Annotated in this window: 15 protein-coding genes; 9 read left to right on the top strand and 6 right to left on the bottom strand. The window is 61.1% G+C overall.

The features are described from left to right. Both IHV84_RS12765 and IHV84_RS12760 read left to right on the top strand, forming a co-directional pair. On the top strand, positions 1 to 414 hold a 414-nt coding region (locus tag IHV84_RS12765; protein WP_198847138.1), incomplete at its 5' end, for a transposase. A 220-nt stretch (positions 415 to 634) separates the two neighbouring features. Then, the gene (locus IHV84_RS12760; protein ID WP_198847137.1) at positions 635 to 1,798 is read left to right on the top strand and encodes a PhnD/SsuA/transferrin family substrate-binding protein; all 1,164 of its coding nucleotides are present in this window, start codon (positions 635 to 637) and stop codon (positions 1,796 to 1,798) included. A gap of 152 nt (positions 1,799 to 1,950) precedes the next feature. Here the strand turns inward: IHV84_RS12760 and IHV84_RS12755 are convergent, their stop codons facing one another. The 4 genes from IHV84_RS12755 to IHV84_RS12740 form a co-directional block, all read right to left on the bottom strand. After that, positions 1,951 to 3,267, bottom strand: coding sequence for an FIST N-terminal domain-containing protein (locus IHV84_RS12755; RefSeq protein WP_198847136.1), 1,317 nt, complete (start codon positions 3,265 to 3,267; stop codon positions 1,951 to 1,953). A 108-nt stretch (positions 3,268 to 3,375) separates the two neighbouring features. Then, positions 3,376 to 4,320, bottom strand: a complete 945-nt coding sequence (locus tag IHV84_RS12750) for a PhaM family polyhydroxyalkanoate granule multifunctional regulatory protein (RefSeq protein WP_198847135.1) — start codon at positions 4,318 to 4,320, stop codon at positions 3,376 to 3,378. A 198-nt stretch (positions 4,321 to 4,518) separates the two neighbouring features. Beyond that, a complete protein-coding gene (locus IHV84_RS12745) occupies positions 4,519 to 5,049 on the bottom strand; it encodes a copper chaperone PCu(A)C (RefSeq protein WP_198847134.1) in 531 nt (176 codons plus the stop codon). Between the two features lie 286 nt (positions 5,050 to 5,335). Next, the gene (locus IHV84_RS12740) at positions 5,336 to 5,707 is read right to left on the bottom strand and encodes a DUF2946 domain-containing protein (RefSeq protein WP_198847133.1); all 372 of its coding nucleotides are present in this window, start codon (positions 5,705 to 5,707) and stop codon (positions 5,336 to 5,338) included. Positions 5,708 to 5,860: 153 nt separating this feature from the next. Here IHV84_RS12740 and IHV84_RS12735 point away from each other — a divergent pair, with 153 nt between their 5' ends. From IHV84_RS12735 to IHV84_RS12725, 3 genes are all read left to right on the top strand, one after another. Beyond that, positions 5,861 to 6,502 (top strand): glutathione S-transferase, encoded by a 642-nt coding sequence (locus tag IHV84_RS12735; protein ID WP_198847132.1) that lies wholly within the window; start codon positions 5,861 to 5,863, stop codon positions 6,500 to 6,502. Between the two features lie 144 nt (positions 6,503 to 6,646). Further along, positions 6,647 to 7,021, top strand: a complete 375-nt coding sequence (locus IHV84_RS12730) for a TraR/DksA family transcriptional regulator (RefSeq protein ID WP_142083255.1) — start codon at positions 6,647 to 6,649, stop codon at positions 7,019 to 7,021. A 61-nt stretch (positions 7,022 to 7,082) separates the two neighbouring features. After that, a complete protein-coding gene (locus IHV84_RS12725) occupies positions 7,083 to 7,457 on the top strand; it encodes a hypothetical protein (RefSeq protein ID WP_198847131.1) in 375 nt (124 codons plus the stop codon). 111 nt (positions 7,458 to 7,568) lie between these two features. Here the strand turns inward: IHV84_RS12725 and IHV84_RS12720 are convergent, their stop codons facing one another. Continuing rightward, positions 7,569 to 8,123, bottom strand: a complete 555-nt coding sequence (locus IHV84_RS12720) for an Rrf2 family transcriptional regulator (RefSeq protein ID WP_198847130.1) — start codon at positions 8,121 to 8,123, stop codon at positions 7,569 to 7,571. A 144-nt stretch (positions 8,124 to 8,267) separates the two neighbouring features. Between IHV84_RS12720 and nhaR the strand changes: the two genes are divergently transcribed. Then, the gene (gene nhaR, locus IHV84_RS12715; protein ID WP_198847129.1) at positions 8,268 to 9,176 is read left to right on the top strand and encodes a transcriptional activator NhaR; all 909 of its coding nucleotides are present in this window, start codon (positions 8,268 to 8,270) and stop codon (positions 9,174 to 9,176) included. Positions 9,177 to 9,183: 7 nt separating this feature from the next. Here the strand turns inward: nhaR and IHV84_RS12710 are convergent, their stop codons facing one another. Then, on the bottom strand, positions 9,184 to 11,982 hold the full coding sequence (locus IHV84_RS12710; protein WP_198847128.1) for an ATP-binding protein: 2,799 nt from the start codon (positions 11,980 to 11,982) through the stop codon (positions 9,184 to 9,186). Positions 11,983 to 12,050: 68 nt separating this feature from the next. On the opposite strand from IHV84_RS12710, the gene IHV84_RS12705 reads away from it, so the two are divergent. The 3 genes from IHV84_RS12705 (at position 12,051) to IHV84_RS12695 (ending at position 18,011) form a co-directional block, all read left to right on the top strand. Beyond that, on the top strand, positions 12,051 to 13,157 hold the full coding sequence (locus IHV84_RS12705) for an ABC transporter substrate-binding protein (RefSeq protein ID WP_198847127.1): 1,107 nt from the start codon (positions 12,051 to 12,053) through the stop codon (positions 13,155 to 13,157). Positions 13,158 to 13,941: 784 nt separating this feature from the next. Further along, complete coding sequence (locus IHV84_RS12700) at positions 13,942 to 15,294, top strand: hypothetical protein (RefSeq protein WP_198847126.1); 1,353 nt, start codon at positions 13,942 to 13,944, stop codon at positions 15,292 to 15,294. Positions 15,295 to 15,296: 2 nt separating this feature from the next. Next, positions 15,297 to 18,011 carry a tyrosine-type recombinase/integrase gene (locus IHV84_RS12695; protein WP_198847125.1) on the top strand — a complete coding sequence of 905 codons (2,715 nt, stop codon included), beginning with the start codon at positions 15,297 to 15,299 and terminating at the stop codon, positions 18,009 to 18,011. Positions 18,012 to 18,016: the final 5 nt, after the last annotated feature.

Here is an 18,016-nt window from a genome sequence, read left to right as displayed (position 1 = left end):
GTGGACAGCCAAAGCGGGCTGGCGCACAGCGCCGTGGTGACGGCGGCCAACGTGCACGACAAACACCCACTGCCCGATCTGCTGCATGGCAATGAGCGACGCGTGTACGGCGACTCGGCCTATGCCAGCCAGAAAACACTGATAGCGAGCAAAGCCCCCAGGGCCAAGGACTTCACCAACCAGCGCACCCGCCGTGCGGGCGAGGTGGACGAAGTTCAGCGGGCCAAGAACCGCAACAAGTCACGGGTGCGCGCTCGGGTCGAGCATGTCTTTGCGGTGGTAAAGCGCCTGTGGGGATTCACCAAGGTGCGCTATCGCGGGCTGCAAAAGAACGCCACGCGTGCGTTCACGGCCTTGGCGCTGGCCAATATCTACCTTGCCCGAGGGCGCCTGCAGGGACAGGTGCGCCCGTAAGGGTCCGAAGGGGGCTCAAAGGCTCCCGAAACAGGCCCTGTGGGGCAAAGCACAGTATCTTTGCGGGCCATTTGGCATTCAAATGGCTGTGCGATGGATATGACGTTACTTGTTCAGCATTGCCTTAATACTTACTTAACAAAAATCCACCATGCTCTGCGTGGCCTCACGCACCGCAGCGCAGCACGGCCCACCAGCAACCACTTCGAAGGGAAAGACCATGCACCCAGGCACCATCCATCGTCTCGTGTGGGGCGCTTTGTGGATCAGCGCACTGGCGGGCGGCATGGCACACGCGCAGCTCACCGCCATCGTCGCGGTGGAGCCGACCGAGAAGAAAGCCGGGAACTCCATCCTGCGCAGTGCGCTGGAGGCGGGCTTGTCCAAAGCCAGCGGCCAGACCGTGACGGTGACCACCACCGAAGACCTGGCCGACGCCATGCGCGCCACGCGCAGCGGGGGCTACGACATCTTCATCGGCCCGCCCCAGGTGGCTGCGTCGGCATTGCAGCGGGGCTACGAACTGGTGGGGTGCAGCCAGAAGTCTGACCACTATGTGCTGGTGGGACTGCCCCAGATCGAATCGGTGGGCGCCCTCAAGGGCAAGCGCCTGTACCTGCCGCAGCAGGACTCGGTCTACAGCTACATGGGGCGCGGCATGCTGAACGAGGCAGGTCTGTCGTTCAAAGACCTCAAGAGCGTGCGCCACGAAAAATACCCGCAAGCCGGGCTGAGTGCGCTCACCCTGGGCACCACCGACGCGACCGTGGTGCGGGCGGAAGAATGGGCCCAGTGGTCGGCCACGTTCCCCGGTGCGGCCAAGGTGCTGGCCACCTCGCGCCCGGTGCCCGGCGGCTTCAGCGCCGTGGTGCGCAAGGAACTGCCCAGCGAGGTGCGCGGCAAGCTTTCGCAGTGGCTCAGCACCGCATCCAGCGGTACAGGCCTGGCACCCACGGGCCTGCGCCCCGAAATGCAGGAATACCAGAAAGTGGCGGAACTCGGGCTGTTCACCCCCACCAGCCTGCCGGGCGTGAAGCGGGTGAGCGCCAAGGATGTGGTGGAACTGCAGGGCCAGGGCGCCGTGGTGGTGGAAACCCGCACCGAAAAGGAATACCGCGCCAAGCGCATTCGCGGCGCGGTGTGGGCAGCCTACGGCGAAAAGAGCCTGAAGGACGTGGCCTTCAACCCCGAGCAGGACGACTTCAAGGCCCTGGAAACGCTGGACCGCAGCAAGGCCCTGATCTTCTCTTGCAACGGGGCGGAATGCTGGAAGTCTTACAAGGCCGCGAAGGTGGCTGCCGACAAAGGCTTTCGCAACGTTTACTGGATGCGCGGCGGCCTGCCCGAGTGGGACGCCGAGGGCCTGCCAACCGAAGGGGGCTGAAGCAGGCTGCCAGCTGGTTTAGAGCGGCTAACAAAACTCTTCTGGCGTCGTTGCTGTGTCTTGTCGTACTGCTCGTACTGCCGACGACACAGCGCCTAGCCAGAACCGCTTCGCTGAGTTTTGTTAGCCGCTCTTAGCTGGGCTCAGCCGCCTCACGCATCGGTAAACACCGTGAGCACACCGGTGTAGCCATACAGCTGCTGGTGCGCGATTTCGCCGCCTGCAAAAAAACCCACCAGGGGCACATCGCCCAGGGCGTGCCGCACGATTTGCAGCTCAGCGCTCGGCCCACCAAAGTGCGGCCCACCCCGCCCCGAGCAGCTCACATAAATAGCGCCCCGGATGGTGCGGCCCTGCGCAGCACCAGCAGGGCTGGTCATGGCACCTGTGCCGGGCGCCGGGGCTGCGGCGCCTTGCGCCTGGGCACTGCGTTCTGCGGCTGGCGCGGGCTCCATGTCCTGGGGCGAGAGCTCTTCCCGAATTTCGGCGCAGATGCGCATCAGGTCGGCCCGCGCAGCAGTCACGTTGCGCTGGCAAAAAGCCAGATGCATACCGGGCTGCACATGCTCAGCCAGCGCCACGCCGCGCCGCGCGCCATCCAGTCCAATGATGTGCCGCACCCGCGTGTCGGTACCAAAGTGGCCCGTGCGCTGGCGCCCCAGGGGCTGCGCGCCGGCATCCACCAGCCCGGCCAAGGTGGCGCGCACGCGGCGCAAGGCGGGTTGGGGGTCGCCGTCCAGCGTCACCTGCAGGGTATCGAGCAGCACATCCAGGGCGGGTTCATGGTCCAGCTCCAGCACCACGTTGTCATTGGCTGCCGTGATGGTGTGCAGCGGGCCCACCGGCTGGCAGCCCTGCGTGACGCGCGACAGCAGCGGCACCTGGGGCCCAAAGGCCACGCCCGACAAGCCGCCGTCGAACACCCCACTGGCTGCGCCTTGCCCGGCCATGTTGCCGTTGCCGCCCACGGCAAACTGCACGTTGGCGGTGCGGCTGGCACTGAGGCCACCAAACAGGTAGCCGGTTTCGGTGCGGTCGGCCATTTCCTGCAGCAGCTCGGCCAGGTCGGGCGTGTGCCCATCGGCGTGGACCAAGGCGGTCTGAGCGACAAAGCCGCTGGCGGGGTGGCGCGGCAGCGGCGCCACGCCCGAGAACACGCGGTATTGGTCAGCGGGAACGTCCAGCAGCATCACCGACAGGGCCGGTTCATCAAAATACTCGGCGTTGTTGGCAGACACGCCCACCCCCACGGTGCCGCTCCAGTCGGTCACCTCGGGAAGCTCGCTGGCCAGATAGTCGAGTAGTTCACGCGCGTCATGGGCGTAGTGGTCGGTGATGTACAGCAAACCCAGCGTGGGCGCCGCGGCATAGGCGGGCAGCGCCATTTGAGCGCGCAGCTGCGCGAGAACCAGCGCCGCCGCCATGCGCCACTGGGGATGGGTGGCATGGCCAGTAGGAAAAAGAGTCATAGTCCACCCACTTTAGCGCGCCGGGGCAAAGCTGGCAGGCCCCGGCCCGCTTGACCACGCAGAAATGCGGCCATCGCGCCACCTGCGGTGGGTGTGCCTACTCCCCCCTCACCGCTGGCGCGATGACTTGGCGGGAGCCTTTTTAGCAGGCGCCTTCTTGGCTACAGTTTTGCGGGCGGCGGGCGCTTTGGCGGAAGCACGGCCTGACTTGCCCGCCGGTGCAGGCGCCGCGCGCTTGCTGCCAGCAGATTTGGCGGGGGCGGTTTTGGGTGCCGCAGCGGAGCGAGACGGCGCCTTGCGTGGGGCCGCGGCAGGTTTGGCGGCCTGCGCGGCGCGGGCCACTTCCTGCAGGCTTTGCACACCCTGGGCCGCCAGGTGGCTGGCCATGTCGGTGGCCTTCTTCAACGCATCTTTGGCCAGGTGCTGCGTGGCGCCCAGGGGGTTGCCGTGGTGGTTGGCGTCTTTCAATGCGTTGGCGGCAATCTCCTGGAACTGGGTGGTCAGCGCGCCCCACCAGTGCAGTGGGTCCACCACGCCAGGGCTGCGAGGGGCTTCCGCCTTGGGGGCATCGGCAGCGGCCTCGGGTGCCGGGGCGGGGCTGGGTGCAGGAGCTGGCGCAGGGGCTGGAGCCGGTGCCGGAGGGGTCGGCGCGGGGGCAGCCGCCTGCGGCGCGGCAGGCCGTGCCGCACTGCTGAAGGCATCGGCCGCTTTTTGCATGCCCTGCATCACCGCGTCACTGCCCTGGAACTTGAAGGCATTGGCCACGTCGCCCATGCTCACGTTCATGCCCTTGAGGGTCGCCAGGGTCATCTTTTGCACTTCCAGGGCCTGGATGGTGGCGGCCAGCGCGCGGGAGTTTTGCTCCAGCCAGAACTGCACGGCCTTGAGTTCATCAATGCGCTTTTCCAGCTCTTCCACACTGAGGGTGGGCGCCACCCAGTGCGAGAGTTGCGGCATTTGCGGAATGCCACTGGCAGCCCCCTTGGCCAGGCTTTGCAGAAAATCAAAGCCGGGGACGAATTTGCCAAAACTGAAGTGGGATGTGTCGCTCATGGCCGCCTTGCAGGAAAAGAAGGAAGTGGGAGTCCCGCCAAGGAGCCCTTCAGCGCCGCACGCATGTCGGCCCGAATGCCCCTGAGCAGGTCGCAAGGCAGCTTACTCCAACCCGTGGCCGCTGGCGATGGGAGTGCCCCGCAGCGCGCCGCCACAGCGGCGGTGCGGGGTTGCATCACCCGAGGCCCCAGGGTGACTTCAGTGCTTGGCAGCGCCGTGGCCATGCCCGTGGCCCGCAGCACCGGCTGCGGGCATGGCAGGCGTGCCAGGGGCCGAAGTGGCCACGGGCAGGGTCAGCTCCTGGGTGCTTTCCACGCCCTTGGCGTCCTTGAAGGTCAGCTTCACGGGCACGGTGGTGTCCTTGGCCAGGGGGGCCTTCAGGTCCAGCAGCATGATGTGGTAGCCACCGGGCTTGAGTTCCACCGTCTTGCCGGCAGGCAGATCGAGGAAGGGCATGGCGCGCATCTTCATCACGTCGCCTTCCATCTTCATCTCGTGCACTTCCGTCACGCCAGCGGCGGGCGACGAGGCACCGACCAGTTTCGCGCCTTCAGGCGCGGTGATCTTCATGAACGCGCCAGTGCCCTTTTGGCCCTGCACGGTGGCGCGCGCCCAGGCGCCTTCCACCTTCACGTTGGCGGCTTGCGCCCAGACGCCACCACTCAGTGCGCAGGTCAGGACAAAGGTAGCAGTCAGGTGGCGGGCCAGGGGGTTACGAATCAAAAACATGGAATCACTCCTAAAAAACAAGCAGACAAAAGCAGGATGGAGAACTGCGGGCCAGACTTGCCACATAGGCTTTGGTCTGTGCCCAACACGCGGGGCAAGGAACAGGGGATGGAGCGCTATCGCAGCAGAGGCAGCACAGGTGCCGGTAACGCCAGGGGCGCGAACCAGCGGGGCCAACCCAGCGCCAAGCATCTGCAGCCAAAGCAGACAGCGCCTTTGCTATTGAGTCAAATAGGCCTCTAGCGCTTTATAGGCAAGCGCCAGCAGCTATTAAATCAATAGCAAATCAAGAAATGACCGGAGGGCCGCGTGGCGGCAGCGGCGCCGCCGTGCGGGCCGCAATGTGCGCAGCGGGGATAGGAAGCAACGCGTGCGCCAGTGGATGCACCTCTGGCAGCCGGGTCTGCGATATGGGCGGCGGTGCGCCTACGTGTACGCACAACGGGCAGTCCAGCGTGTGGCTGGGCATGTCTTGCGCGCCATCGTCTGTCTTGACCACCAGCTTGACGGCCCCCGAGCCCAGGCAGATCAACTCCACCGGCTTGGGGTGAACCAAGGGCGACGCCACGGCAACCCCTATCGACAACACAAACCACGCCAACACGAGGCGGGCGAGCCATCGAAGGCTGCGAAGGGTTTGCAGGGGCAAGGGTGGCATGTGGCGGAATTGTAGGCGCCCCCTGCGCAGGGCGGGATAGACCTTTTCGCTTCATGACCCAGGTCAACTCCGCGACGCCCGCTTTGCGCACGGGCTTCTAGGATGTGGAAACACTCGCGCCCCATTTTTTTACAACCTTCAGGAGACCACCCCATGCTGACGCTCTGCGGCTTTTCTGCCAGCAATTACTACAACAAGGTCAAGCTTGCGCTGTTTGAAAAAGGCGTGCCCTTTCAGGAGCAGCTTGCCTGGGTGGGCCAGACCGATCTGACAGCTTCACCCTTGGGCAAGGTGCCCTATCTGCTCACCCCCGAAGGCCCGCTTTGCGAATCCGCAGTGATTGCTGACTACATCGAGGCCGCCTACCCCACTCCGGCCCTCGTCCCCGCCCAGGCGTTCGCGGCCGCCAAAGTGCGCGAACTGATCACCTTCATGGAGTTGCATCTGGAACTGGTCGCCCGCAACCTCTACCCCCAAGCCTTTTTTGGTGGCACGGTGAGTGAAGCCGCACGGGAGAAAGTGGGCATTCAACTGGAGAAGAACATCGCGGCCTTTGCCAAGCTGGCGTCTTTTGCCCCCTACGTGGCGGGCGACAGCTTCAGCATGGCCGACTGCGCCGCCATCGTGCATCTGCCCCTGGTCAGCTCAGCCACCAAGGCCATCTATGGCCGGGACTACCTGGCAGAACTGCCCGTGCGCGACTACCTGGCCCGCATGGCCGAACGCCCGCACGTACAGCGCATCAATGCAGACCGCAAAACCAGCACGGCGGAGATGCTCGCGCGGCGCAAATAAGCCCTCGGCTCCCAAGTCAGTGACCATTCCAGGTCCGCTAGCGGCGGTCGCCGAGACGCGCCAGAAAATTGACTTGCGTCAACACGCCTATCACCCAGCAGGCGCACCATGAAGGTGTTCAATCACTTTCCAGGAGTTGACCGCATGGACAAGACCCAGGTCGCATCGTTACGCCAGCAGCTGCTGGATCACAAAGCCGGCATCCTCGCCCAGATTGCGCAACAGCGCGGCGGCAACGTGGGCCGGGTCGAAGCTGCGGCCGAGCATTTCGGCCACGCGGAAGACTCCCGAGCCCAGGTGGCCAGCGAACGCTCACTCGAATTTGCCATAGAAGAGCACGAGTCGGCACAGCTCAACGCCATCGCATCGGCGCTGGAACGCATGGATGCCGGCACCTACGGCGAGTGCACCGACTGCGGCCAGGACATTGCGCCGGCCCGCTTGCAGGCAACCCCCGAGGTTGCACGCTGCCTGCCCTGCCAAGAGGCCGCAGAACGCCACGCCCGGCCCGCCAAATAACCCACGGTTCCAAGAACTGCCCCGCGCGGGCAGATGTTTTTCACTTCAAGAAAGTTGACCCATGAGCACTTTTCACGCCGTCGTCTGGATGGACCATTCCGAAGCCCACGTGGTGATGTTTGACCGCGAACACATGGAAGCCCAGCGCGTCAAATCGCGCAGCCACCACAAGCACCAGGGCAAGAACGACGACACCAGCGCGTTCTTTGCTGACACCGCCAAAGCACTGCAAGGCACCCATGAAGTCCTGCTGTGCGGCCCCGGCCTGGCTCGCAACCAGTTCCGCGACTGGTGCAGCAAGCACAACGCAGCGGTCGCTGCCGCTGTGGTGGATTCCGTGGCGGCCGACCACCCTACCGATGCGCAGTTGGTGGCGATGGCTCGTCAGTACTTCAAGAAGTTCGACAACATGGCGGCGGATCCGTCCTTGAGCTGATGCAAATGCACAGCCAGCGCTGAATCAGCGTTGGCTGTGCATTGCGGTCTGCAGGTCAGATGCGGCTCACCGCAGGGGATCAATCCCCCGCAAACTTCCAAAGACGAAAACTCAGCGCCGGGGGGCCAGCGGCATCGAGCCCAATGCAAATACCGAATTGGGAATTTGCAGACGTGACATCAATGGGCGCTTCACAGGCACCACCCCCAGCGCCTTGCGCGGTGCAGCAGTCGACTGCTCGGGCGCCGCAACCACACCCTGGGCTTGCGCCTGAGTCATGAGGTCGCGCAGCGAAACGGACTTCAAATAGTCCAGCACCCGGGCATTGAACGATACCCACAGCTCACCCGTCATGGCCTTGAGCTGAGCCACCTGGGGCGGCGTGAGGGGCTGGTAGTCATCCACCTCCATGTTCTCCACCGCCAGGATGATTTCCGCCACAGCGATTTGCTCGGGCTTGCGAGCCAGCGTGTAGCCGCCCCCTGGCCCACGCGTGCTCTCCACCAGCCCTGCGCGACGCAGTGCGCTGAACAACTGTTCCAGGTAAGAAAGTGATGTGCCTTGACGCTGGCTGATGGTCGTCAGCGACACCGGCTTCATCCTCTGATGCAGGGCCAGGTCCGTCATGGCCGATACAGCGACTTTTCCTCGGGTCGTAATACGCATGGCAACTCCTTCTGAACACGAATGTGCAATACCGCAGACAAGGTGTGTTGTCCTTGCCAGCCCTGTACTCTAAAGAAATCAATACTTCGCGTCTATTCGTTTTATTCAACAAAATACTTCGTTTTTCGCAAATAATTTGCCACCATGAACTTCAAACATCTGCGCTACTTCTGGGCCGCAGCCAAGGCGGGCGGTGTAATGCGCGCCGGTGAGCAATTGCACACCACGCCCCAAACTTTGTCGGGACAGATCAACCAGCTGGAGGAATGGCTGGGCCATGAACTGTTTCGCAAACGCGGACGCGAGCTGGAATTGACGAACGAGGGCCGCATCGCCTTGGGGTACGCAGAGCAGATCTTTGCGCTGAGTGATGAGCTTGAAAAATCCATCCGCCTGCCCAGAGGGCAAGCCAAACCACTGGAGTTCAAGGTGGGTGTGGCCGACTCGGTCGCCAAATCGGTGGCTTACCATTTGCTGGAGCCCGCGCTAGGGATGCACGAACAGGTGCACATGACATGCCACGAGGGCAAATTCCCCGAGCTGCTGGCGCAACTCAGCATCCACCGGCTCGACCTGCTGCTAGCCGATGAACCAGCCTCCAAGAAAATCGGCGTGCGCGCGTTCAACCACGCCCTGGGTTCATCGAGCATGAGCTTTTTCTGCGCACCGTCTCTCAAAAAAGAATTGCAGGGCGCCTTTCCCCAGTGCCTTCACGGGGCGCCCATGCTCATTCAAGGGCCTCAGTCTTCGGTGCGCCAGCAACTCGACCACTGGCTCAACAAACACCACCTGCAGCCTCGCATCGTGGGAGAGTTCGACGATAGCGCTCTGATGAACGCCTTCGGGCGGGAAGGCCGGGGTATCTTCACGTCACCCACCGTTCTGGAGCAAGAGACCCAAGCCCAGTTTGGGGTGGAAGTCATTGGTAGTTCAAACGAACTGGTGGAGGAGTTCTTCGCCATTTCAGTGGAGCGGCGCATCAGCCACCCCTGCGTGGTGGCGATCACGGAATCGGCACGCTCCGATCTGTTTGGTCAAGGCCCAACTGATTGATCTTGCACTACGCCTCGGCAACAGCGACCACAGGCAGAAGGATCGTGACAGCGGTGCCCATGGCAGGTTCACTGTTCACGCTGACCTTGCCGCCCATGATCTCGATGATTTCCTTGACGATGCTCATGCCCAGCCCCGTCCCCGGAATGTGACCTGAGGCATCGGCACGGTAAAAGCGCTCAAAGACCCGCTGCAACTGCTCTGGCGACATGCCCATGCCCTGGTCGCGAATGGTGATGGCCACGTACCGGCGATCGTCTTGAAGCTGGCACTCAATGACCACGTCCCCGCCATCAGGGGAGTATTTGTAAGCGTTCGACAGCACATTCAGGATGGCCTGTTGCAGCTTGCCACGGTCAGCTTTCACATACACCGGCACCTCGCAGTCAGACAGGACGGGCCGAGCACGCCCTGTCGGTGGGCTGTAGTCGTCAGCCACCAGGCGCACAATGTCCTGCAACGGCACTGTCTCCATCACAAAATCCTGGCCCTGCCGTGCCTCGATGCGTGCCAGGTCCAGCAGCTCATTGATGATGGTGGACATGCGAGTCGCCTGCCTGGCAATGGTTTCCAGCAGCTCTTGCCGCTTTTCGTCCGAAAACTTGCGCAGCAAAAGCAGTTCGGAGAAGCCGTAGATACTGGCCATCGGGGTGCGCAGTTCATGGGCTGCAGTGGTCAGAAACTCACTCTTCATGCGGTCGACTTCCGTCTCACGCGTGATATCGCGAATGTAGAGAACCTGCGAAACGAACGCCGATTCGGAGGACTTCAGACGCAGTTCAAGCACACGCCCACCTGGCCCCGCCATTTCCAGCAGCGGCCTCGGGCCTTCGGAGCCCGAACCGCCCCCTCGGCGGAGGCCCTCGAATCCTGAGAAGGACAGGGGCTCACGACATAATGCCCGTAACACCTCCTCAAAAGCCTGCTCATCCAAGCCTTGAACCTTGCCACTGTCCAGCTTCGTCAGGTGCAGGAACGCCTGATTCACAGAAGCCACATGGCCTTGGCGGTCAAAAGACACCATGCCATCAGGGCTCAGAGCAAAAATGGTGTCCAACTGGGCGGTACGGTCGTTCAGCTCGCGAGTGCGCTGCTCGACCAACTGCTCCAGATTGATGCGGTAACGACCCAACTCAGCCTCTACGGCTTTGCGCTCAGAAATGTCTCGCTGGCTGGTCAGGATGAAGGTGCGATCACCCCACCGCACATTGCTGGTAGTGATTTCTGCTGCATAGGTGGTGCCATCTTTGCGTCGGTGCACGGTCTCCAGCAATTCACCCTCATTGCGCGTCGTACGGATTTCGTCAGCAATCTCGGCAGCACTGAATTTGGCATCCCAGGCTGAAGCGTGCATGCCTCGCAACTCATCAGTTGAGTAGCCCAGCATCCGGGCTGCACTAGGGTTGGCCTCAAATACAGAGCCGTCTTCATTGAGAATAACCACGCCATCGCGCTCGTGCCCGAACAGCGCCCGACGACGTGAGGCTTCATCGGCGATGGTTTTTTGAGCCACCTTCTGGCTGGCATCTTGCTGGGCAATCGTGTCCAACAACCCATTGAAGTGGCGAGCCAGCTTCTCCAACTCGTCCCGGCGGTGCCCACCAGCGACGCGAGCGCTGCGGTCGCCCTGCCGCACGCGCGACATGGCTTGACCAATCGCCTGAAGACGCCCGGTGATCTCCCTGCCAGCGGCCAAATAGGAGACAGACACCACCAGCATGGTTACAGCCAGTACGCCGCCAACGGCACTCAGCAGCAGCCGGATAGCCCTTTCGTAGGGGGCGTAGGGAAACGCCACCCCCACTGCGCCCAGGATCTCTCCATCGTGAATGTCACGGATTGCATCGATGCCCATCATGTAGGTGGCATCACCGAACCTCGTTCGTCCCATCCACTGCTTCTCACCCTTCGCCAATTCCATAGCGGGCTCCACAGTCAGATGTCCACCTGTGAAGCGGCCGCCCTCACGTCGTTGTCTGCTCAGAGAAATGATGGTGTCATCCACCGTCAGCAAAACCAAGCCCTCCGTGTTGTCAGGCAGGGTACCAACCGGGTAGACAAGCTCTCGCATGTGCTCGATCAAGGGCGCATTGCGATTGAGCAAAATACCGCCTACCAACATGGCATTGGGACCGTCTACCGCCAAAGGAAAGTGCGCAGCCGCATGTATGGCCAGACCTCTGCGCTCTGCCGAATGGTTGCCACCCTCTGGCAATGACGCAATCGCCTGACTCTGCAGATTTTTGCCCAGCAGTTCCAGCACACTGGGCTCGAATCGCTCGAAGGCAGAAGTGACGACGCCCTCCCGAGCCTGTTCAACCACATAGTCCGGAGGCAGCACCATGCCAGCAGAGTGGCCCGAGTTGCTTGCAACTATCCTGCCGTTTTCCTCAATGATCAGCAGGTAATCCAGATTATTGCTGTCAGCCACCTCAGCCAGCACACGCTGCACATTTTTAGGATCGCTGTTGCTGCTGAGGAGTGTGCGTATGCGCTCGCTACGTACCAGCTGGCCCAGCTGCTGGCCGGTTTGTCGCCGCGTCTGCTCCAGATAGGTGCTGCTAGCGCCCAACTGCCCCCGCAGGTTGGACAAGAGCATCTCTTCGGCCCGATCACCACCCAAAATACTCAGTGCTGCCATGACCAGTGGAAATGCCATTAGCAGCGGCATCATTCCCAAAGCTAGCAGCCTGAACCGCAGGGAGCGGTTCCACGCTCCGCGCCGGTCGAACCGGCGTGGGTGCCCCAAGCCAGTGATGTTCTCATTTTCTGGCACTAAGACCGACAGATCATCCAGTTTTTTCATGGGCAAACCGACACGTGCAAGCACGAAAGCGTTATCGTAGAAGTATTTTGTTACATATCGGGTTGCCCATGAAAAAAGTTTCCGCTTTCTTGATTGCGATTGCAGCGGTGCTGGCCGCCTGCTCTGAAAAACCTGTCGAACCTATCCGCATTGGTTTCATCGGGGGCCTTTCGGGGCCTAACTCGGATAACGGGCAATCCGGACTGAACGGATTGACTCTAGCAGTAGAGCAATTCAACAGGGCGGGAGGGGCCAACGGACGATTGGTCGAGATCATGGCCAAAGACGATGCGCAAAGCAAAGAAACCGCGCAGGCTTCCGCCAACCAACTGGTTACCGCCAAAGTAGAGGCTGTGGTGGGCCCGTTTACCAGCGGCATGGCGGCAGTGATCGTACCTATCACCGGACAAGCAGGCATCTTTCAAATCAGCCCAACGATCACCGCGATGGAGTTCCAGGGAAAGGATGACAACCTGTATCGCATCAACCGCACCACGCGTGACAACGCTGGGGACTATGCAAAGGTGATGTACAGCCGAGGCCAAAAGCGCATTGCGGTGGCCTACGACCTTCGCAACCGCTCCTTCACCCAATCATGGCTGGATGAATTCCGAACAGCTGTGGAAGGTCTGGGAGCCTCAGTCGCTGCCGAGGTTTCCTACGAGTCAAGCAAGGACGCTGACTTTGAAGGCGTGGTGACCAAGATGCTGCAAAGCAAACCCGACGGCCTACTTTTTATCTCTGGGGCTCTGGACGTTGCGCGTTTGGCGCAGGCCGCTCGCAAGCTCGCTCCCAAGCTTCCCATCGCTGCGTCCGAATGGGCAGCCACCGAGCAATTGATCGACCTGGGTGGAGAAGTAGTCGAGGGCCTGTTGATCGTACAGAACTACGACCGCGACGACGCATCACCTCGATTCAAAGAATTCAGCGACGCTTACTTCAAACGGTTCCAACGCAACCCAGGATACAGCTCCGTTTCGACCTACGATGCCGCCACCGTTGTACTCACAGCCTTGAAAAACCGAAAACCGGGGGAGCCCGTGAAAGCTGCCGTAGCACGCAGTGGTCCGTACCAAGGTCTGCAGCAGGAAATCGTCTTTGATTCCAATGGCGACACCATACGGAAGGTCTATTTCACCGAAATTCGAGAAGGTCGCTATCGCCGTATAGATTAAACGGCGGGGTAAGTGCCCCATCTACGCCAAACGCGCTACTGCGCTGCAGGCTTGCGCTACGTCAGCCAGCTTTGCGACGAGCTGGGTAGTGCTGAGCGGTTCGTTTGGGGCCACCGCTGCGCAAGCAACCGCGTTTGACCTATGCGGAACTCACTTGTGAGCCGAATAAATCGCGCGTCGCAAGGCCGGTTATTCAAACAGATTGTCCAAAGTTAGTGATGTCTACAGCGAACCTCGGGCGGTGCAAAGCCAGAACCGCAGAGGGAAAAACGCTGAAAAATACGCAACCCATTGTCTTTCCTACGTCACGCGAATGACATTCCAATTTGCTGCGAAGCTGGATCGCCAAGTCAAATCTGCAAAGGATTGATCGAGCACCGCGGGGTATGCAGAAGCGATGTCAGCAACTAAGCGGCCTGAGCTGAAATGGCTACCCAAAACAAAAAAGCCTGCACGTGTGCACAATGCCAGTCAGTTAAGCCCGCAGGCGGCTTGATCCAGTAAAAGGGAGCGTGTTCAACACGTTCCCTTTTTTGCTTGATGAGCCTGCTTGCAAACGCCTTGCGCGAGACCCTGCCCCGAGTACCTGATCGCCTCGAGCAGCTCAGCGCGTTGATAGACCCTGCCTGGATCGCGCAGGCGCTGGGGACCAGCGGCAAGGCCTCCAATACTGGATTTGCTCGCCAGGTTGCGCTGGCGTCTTGATTACCCGAACCCCAAACACCGCCAAGCGGCTATTGACGACAGTCACCTCCCTCTCGCGCATTACCGACGTGCTGCGACGATGCTGCGCACACGGGTCGAAGCAAAAGATGGTGCCGCAGTCATACAGTCACTGGAGCTGCTTGTGAACTTGCCGCCGTTGCTAGTGCTAAGCCTGCCATTGGTGACGGGGTACCGACCATTCAACATCCTCGGCATCTGCGTCCGGACGGGGTGCCTGCTACTCAATCTGCGTACCCTGTTTCCACACCGGGCCCAGCCGCCAATGGCGACTGCACACCTTTTTAAAGTCAGCGGCGATATCGTGGTTCTGCCTCTACCCGTCTTTCTGGCAGAGGAGATACAGCGGCGCAGCCAAATCTATCCGCAAGCGGTGCTACTCGGGGACTTGGTGGACTGGGTGCGGGTAGATCCACGAAACTCGCTGATTCCACACGAGTCCTGCAAGCTCCACGCCTCCCTGGCCCGTGCTAGCAAGTCCACCGGCGCCATCTCACTGGCCCTAGGCAACGACCGGCTTGTGTCCGCCTGCTTAACCACAGACTTTTCCCTGATCGGTTCGGCACGTATGTACTACGCCCGTCTGACGGGCCGGGAGATTCACACTGGCTGCACGAGGCTCTATGGAGGCATGGGCTGGGGTATGCCAACCATGGAGGCTGAACAACTGCCACCTCTCGGCTCGCGCGCCTCCCTGCATCTCGATGGAGTCAAGCATTTGTTTTCCGCACTGGCTGAGGCTGTCACAGCTTCTCTGCCAGGACGAAACGCACATGCGCTCCGCCTACTTGAACACCATATTCATTTCACCCGTTACTCAGCTGCGCTGATCAGCTTTTGCGCTGGACTACGCGAAGTTCAGTGTTATCGCCTGCTGGCAGAGGAGTTGTTATATGGGCAGGATCAAATCGTGGTGCACGACAAGCAGGGTGGGGATGTACTCATGGCTCAGCCTGCCCTGCTCAACGCGCAGGTCAGGGAGCAGATTTGCCTCTATGCTGCACACGCCAGGGCTCTGGTGCAACGTCTGCAACGGCTTAATGACCGTCACGGGCTCCTGCTCGCACAAAGACTGCGTATTGCCGTAGAGGGCACGGGTCCGCTTTTTCTGACACTCAGCCCCAGCGGGGCGGTCCATGCAGCAGGCGCACATTTCACCTGGCGGGAGATGCCGGAGTCCATCAGGGTGCCACCCAATGTCGGCCGACACTTCTGGCAAAACGTGCTGCGTGAGCGCGGGCTGAGCTCACGGGACATTGATAGCTTCATGCGCCATCGAGTTGTGGGCCTGGAAAGGAACACCAACTCCCAGGTCTGCGTCCCTCATCAAGCGCTCGGTCGCATCGAGGCAACCCAACTGGTCGTCATGCGGGAAGTCGGCATCCAAGCCCTGGCTGGGTTGCGAAGGGAGTAATGATGAATCAGGCAAAACCGCGCCGATCTTCATTCAAGCGTGCGCTTTTCATCCCGGACCTCAGCCGGCGCATGCACTTCCTGCAACCTCAAAATCTCGGCAACATCAGCCATCAGTTCGGGGACTTTCAGTCCTGGGTGATCTCCTCGAGCGTGCGAGAGCTAGAACCGGCAGGCCTGACACTGGCATGCCTGATTGCATTTGATGGCATCGCCAGCGACACCGAACTGCAAGCCGCATACGCTGCCTGCCAGCAAGCCCGCAGATTCGAGACTGCAGTGCGGTTGGACTGGAAAATTGGCTCCCGTCATGACGCCCGCCACCTGAGCGTCTGGACCACTCTGGCACTGGCTCGGGTACAGGAGTGGCAACCGTATGGGTTGGCCCGCGAACATCTCATGGGCGTGTTGAGCGCCCGCGCCCTCAAAAGCGGTGTTGTCTCACCCCTAGAAACAATCTGGGAACAGCTCCTCACAACTGCCATGGGTTGGTTGCAGAATCACCTGCCGCCAGTTCTGTACGGCCATGTGAGCGGTGCAGATCCCTTAAGCGCCACGCCGCGCAGCGCGCTGGCTCGGGCGCAAACAAGGCGGGCGCTGTTGCCCGAAGAAGTCGATCCGGAGCCACAGGGCACGACCTCTTACCCGGTGTACGAACGCGCCTTTGAAGCCGCCCTTCTTGGGCGTCCTGCCTCGGTTCGCAGCGGCGCCACTTTCATCCGTCAACTTCTTGCGGCACTGCGTCCGCCGACCAAAGGATCAAATGTCAGCAAGCGTGAAGAGATCCTGCGTCGGCTGCATTCACTGGCCGCCAGCCTAGACGATGCAGACGAAGCATGTGCCGTCCTTCATGCGTTTGCCCTGGACCTCGTCGAGCGTGGTACCAAGCGCAAGAAAAATCTGGCGTCCACCACACCGTCGGACTACCTGAACGCTTTGGCCGATGATTTTCATGTGGCTCTCAATGAAGTTCGGTTGTATGGCATCAACGAAACAACTTACGCTGAAATTTTCCGCAAGTTAGTGAACGGCAGCGCAACCATGGGTCCCGCCCGCATCGCAGCGCTGAAGGCACTTCACCAATTCCTGCGTGCCTGGTGGCAAGTGCCGCCACTTCCGACCGGCCTACTCCAAGTCGAGGTCGAAGCCAACGTCCGTGCCAACTTGGTCTGGCCGCACGAAAAGGAGCGGCTGCGGGAATGGCTAGCTGGCGATGCACAAGCAGACCGCTTTGTGGCCCAGCTGGGTGCCGCCCTGGAAATTGTCGGCAATGCGCCCGTGCGCATTGGTGAACTCTTGGTGCTGCGCATTGGCAATGTTCTTGACGAAGGGGATCATCTGGTGGTGGAAATCGCACGCGAGCTGCGTGACGGCCGAGAGAAGTCACGTGAGGGCCGGCGCCGAGTGACGGTCCGCGACATCACTGCGATGGCGATCGTAAGGACTTGGCTCGCGCGACGTGCGGCAGAACTTGCCACCCATGAAGACTATCTGTTTGGGCAACCAGATCGGCCAACGGAGTTGGCGCACTCTGGCAGGATGTATTTCTGGCTGAATCAGCTGCTTAAAACAGTCACCGGGGACGAGAGCATCAGCCTGCATGCCTTTCGCCACAGCTATGCCAGCCAACGCCTGGCCGCAATACTGCTGCAGGAGAACGACGATGAAGTCAATCCACTAGATCGATTGGCCAACGAAGTCGGCCACATCGGTGGGCATGTAACTGCCGTGCACTACTGCCATATCTACGAGCCTGGTCTCAGGCATTCCATCGACGTAGCACTCGAACGTCTGCCACTGGACTATGTCGGAACGTCGGCCTGGACGGGGGAGGCGCCCGAGACGCTGCGCCAACGCGCAAGCCGCGCCACCAGGCGCGGCGGCTTTACTGCGGAAATTCTTCGAACATCACTGACCGACGTAGCCCTGCGCATTCCTCTTTCTGCCATCAGCGATTCAATCGCAATGACAGTGCCGGCCAATCCGCTGCCGCCGCCGCAGTCGCATGCGCTTACATATGCCCAGGTCGTGGGAGTACTTCGCGAAATCGCAGCTGGTCTCTCGACGCAACAAGTTGGCCTGCGCCATGCGGTGCCCCATCAGCAGGTTGTCCGGATTGTTGAAGCCGTCGGAGATTTTGCAGAACGCCACGGCAAGAGGACGCCCTCAATGCTGGATGCCCTCAGCCATGGCATGCAAGCGCTGCTTGAATCATCAGGACGCTTGCTGGGAATGCGCCCGGACTTCGCCCGGCTCTCGCAGCGGCGCTGGCTTCAACTGACGGATGTGATGGGAAAGATTGAATTCTTGCGGTTGCAACGAGCGACCAGCTACTGGGAGCGTGCCGTTGACGACCAACATCTGGCCGTGCGCCCTGGATCGGAGTGGGAAAGTTTCATGGGGTTACTCGCAGACTCGGGCATCAACCGCAGTCTCATGTCCCTGCACTGGTCATCGACCGACCAGCGGCAGAGTGAGATCAGCGACGCTCTTGCACGTGCACAAGAGACCGTGCGATTTCAGCTGGGCGCTTCGTTCGCTCAGGTGCGCCATACCCATCGCCATGGCCGCCCTCCCATCTGGCTGGTCATAAGTTCCGATGGGGCCCTACGCAATAGAAATGGCAGTGCGAACTCAATCATCGGGCTGCACTGCGCGTTCCTGGCCGCGTGGGCGTGGCTACGTGTTGCTGACCTCGAAGGGAGCAAGTATCAATGACTCAA

The sequence above is a fragment of the Acidovorax sp. IB03 genome, from assembly GCF_016406015.1.
GTDB lineage: Bacteria > Pseudomonadota > Gammaproteobacteria > Burkholderiales > Burkholderiaceae_C > Acidovorax > Acidovorax temperans.
The sequence above is the reverse complement of the archived record's forward strand: the minus strand, read 5'-3'. Positions and strand labels throughout refer to the sequence as shown.

Bases quoted from the DNA above. Each gene is read 5' to 3' on its own strand.
- IHV84_RS12760 (WP_198847137.1), top strand. From the start codon at position 635: ATGCACCCAGGCACCATCCATCGTCTCGTGTGGGGCGCTTTGTGGATC.
- IHV84_RS12755 (WP_198847136.1), bottom strand. From the start codon at position 3,267: ATGACTCTTTTTCCTACTGGCCATGCCACCCATCCCCAGTGGCGCATG.
- IHV84_RS12750 (WP_198847135.1), bottom strand. From the start codon at position 4,320: ATGAGCGACACATCCCACTTCAGTTTTGGCAAATTCGTCCCCGGCTTT.
- IHV84_RS12745 (WP_198847134.1), bottom strand. From the start codon at position 5,049: ATGTTTTTGATTCGTAACCCCCTGGCCCGCCACCTGACTGCTACCTTT.
- IHV84_RS12740 (WP_198847133.1), bottom strand. From the start codon at position 5,707: ATGCCACCCTTGCCCCTGCAAACCCTTCGCAGCCTTCGATGGCTCGCC.
- IHV84_RS12735 (WP_198847132.1), top strand. From the start codon at position 5,861: ATGCTGACGCTCTGCGGCTTTTCTGCCAGCAATTACTACAACAAGGTC.
- IHV84_RS12730 (WP_142083255.1), top strand. From the start codon at position 6,647: ATGGACAAGACCCAGGTCGCATCGTTACGCCAGCAGCTGCTGGATCAC.
- IHV84_RS12725 (WP_198847131.1), top strand. From the start codon at position 7,083: ATGAGCACTTTTCACGCCGTCGTCTGGATGGACCATTCCGAAGCCCAC.
- IHV84_RS12720 (WP_198847130.1), bottom strand. From the start codon at position 8,123: ATGCGTATTACGACCCGAGGAAAAGTCGCTGTATCGGCCATGACGGAC.
- nhaR (WP_198847129.1), top strand. From the start codon at position 8,268: ATGAACTTCAAACATCTGCGCTACTTCTGGGCCGCAGCCAAGGCGGGC.
- IHV84_RS12710 (WP_198847128.1), bottom strand. From the start codon at position 11,982: ATGAAAAAACTGGATGATCTGTCGGTCTTAGTGCCAGAAAATGAGAAC.
- IHV84_RS12705 (WP_198847127.1), top strand. From the start codon at position 12,051: ATGAAAAAAGTTTCCGCTTTCTTGATTGCGATTGCAGCGGTGCTGGCC.
- IHV84_RS12700 (WP_198847126.1), top strand. From the start codon at position 13,942: ATGCTGCGCACACGGGTCGAAGCAAAAGATGGTGCCGCAGTCATACAG.
- IHV84_RS12695 (WP_198847125.1), top strand. From the start codon at position 15,297: ATGAATCAGGCAAAACCGCGCCGATCTTCATTCAAGCGTGCGCTTTTC.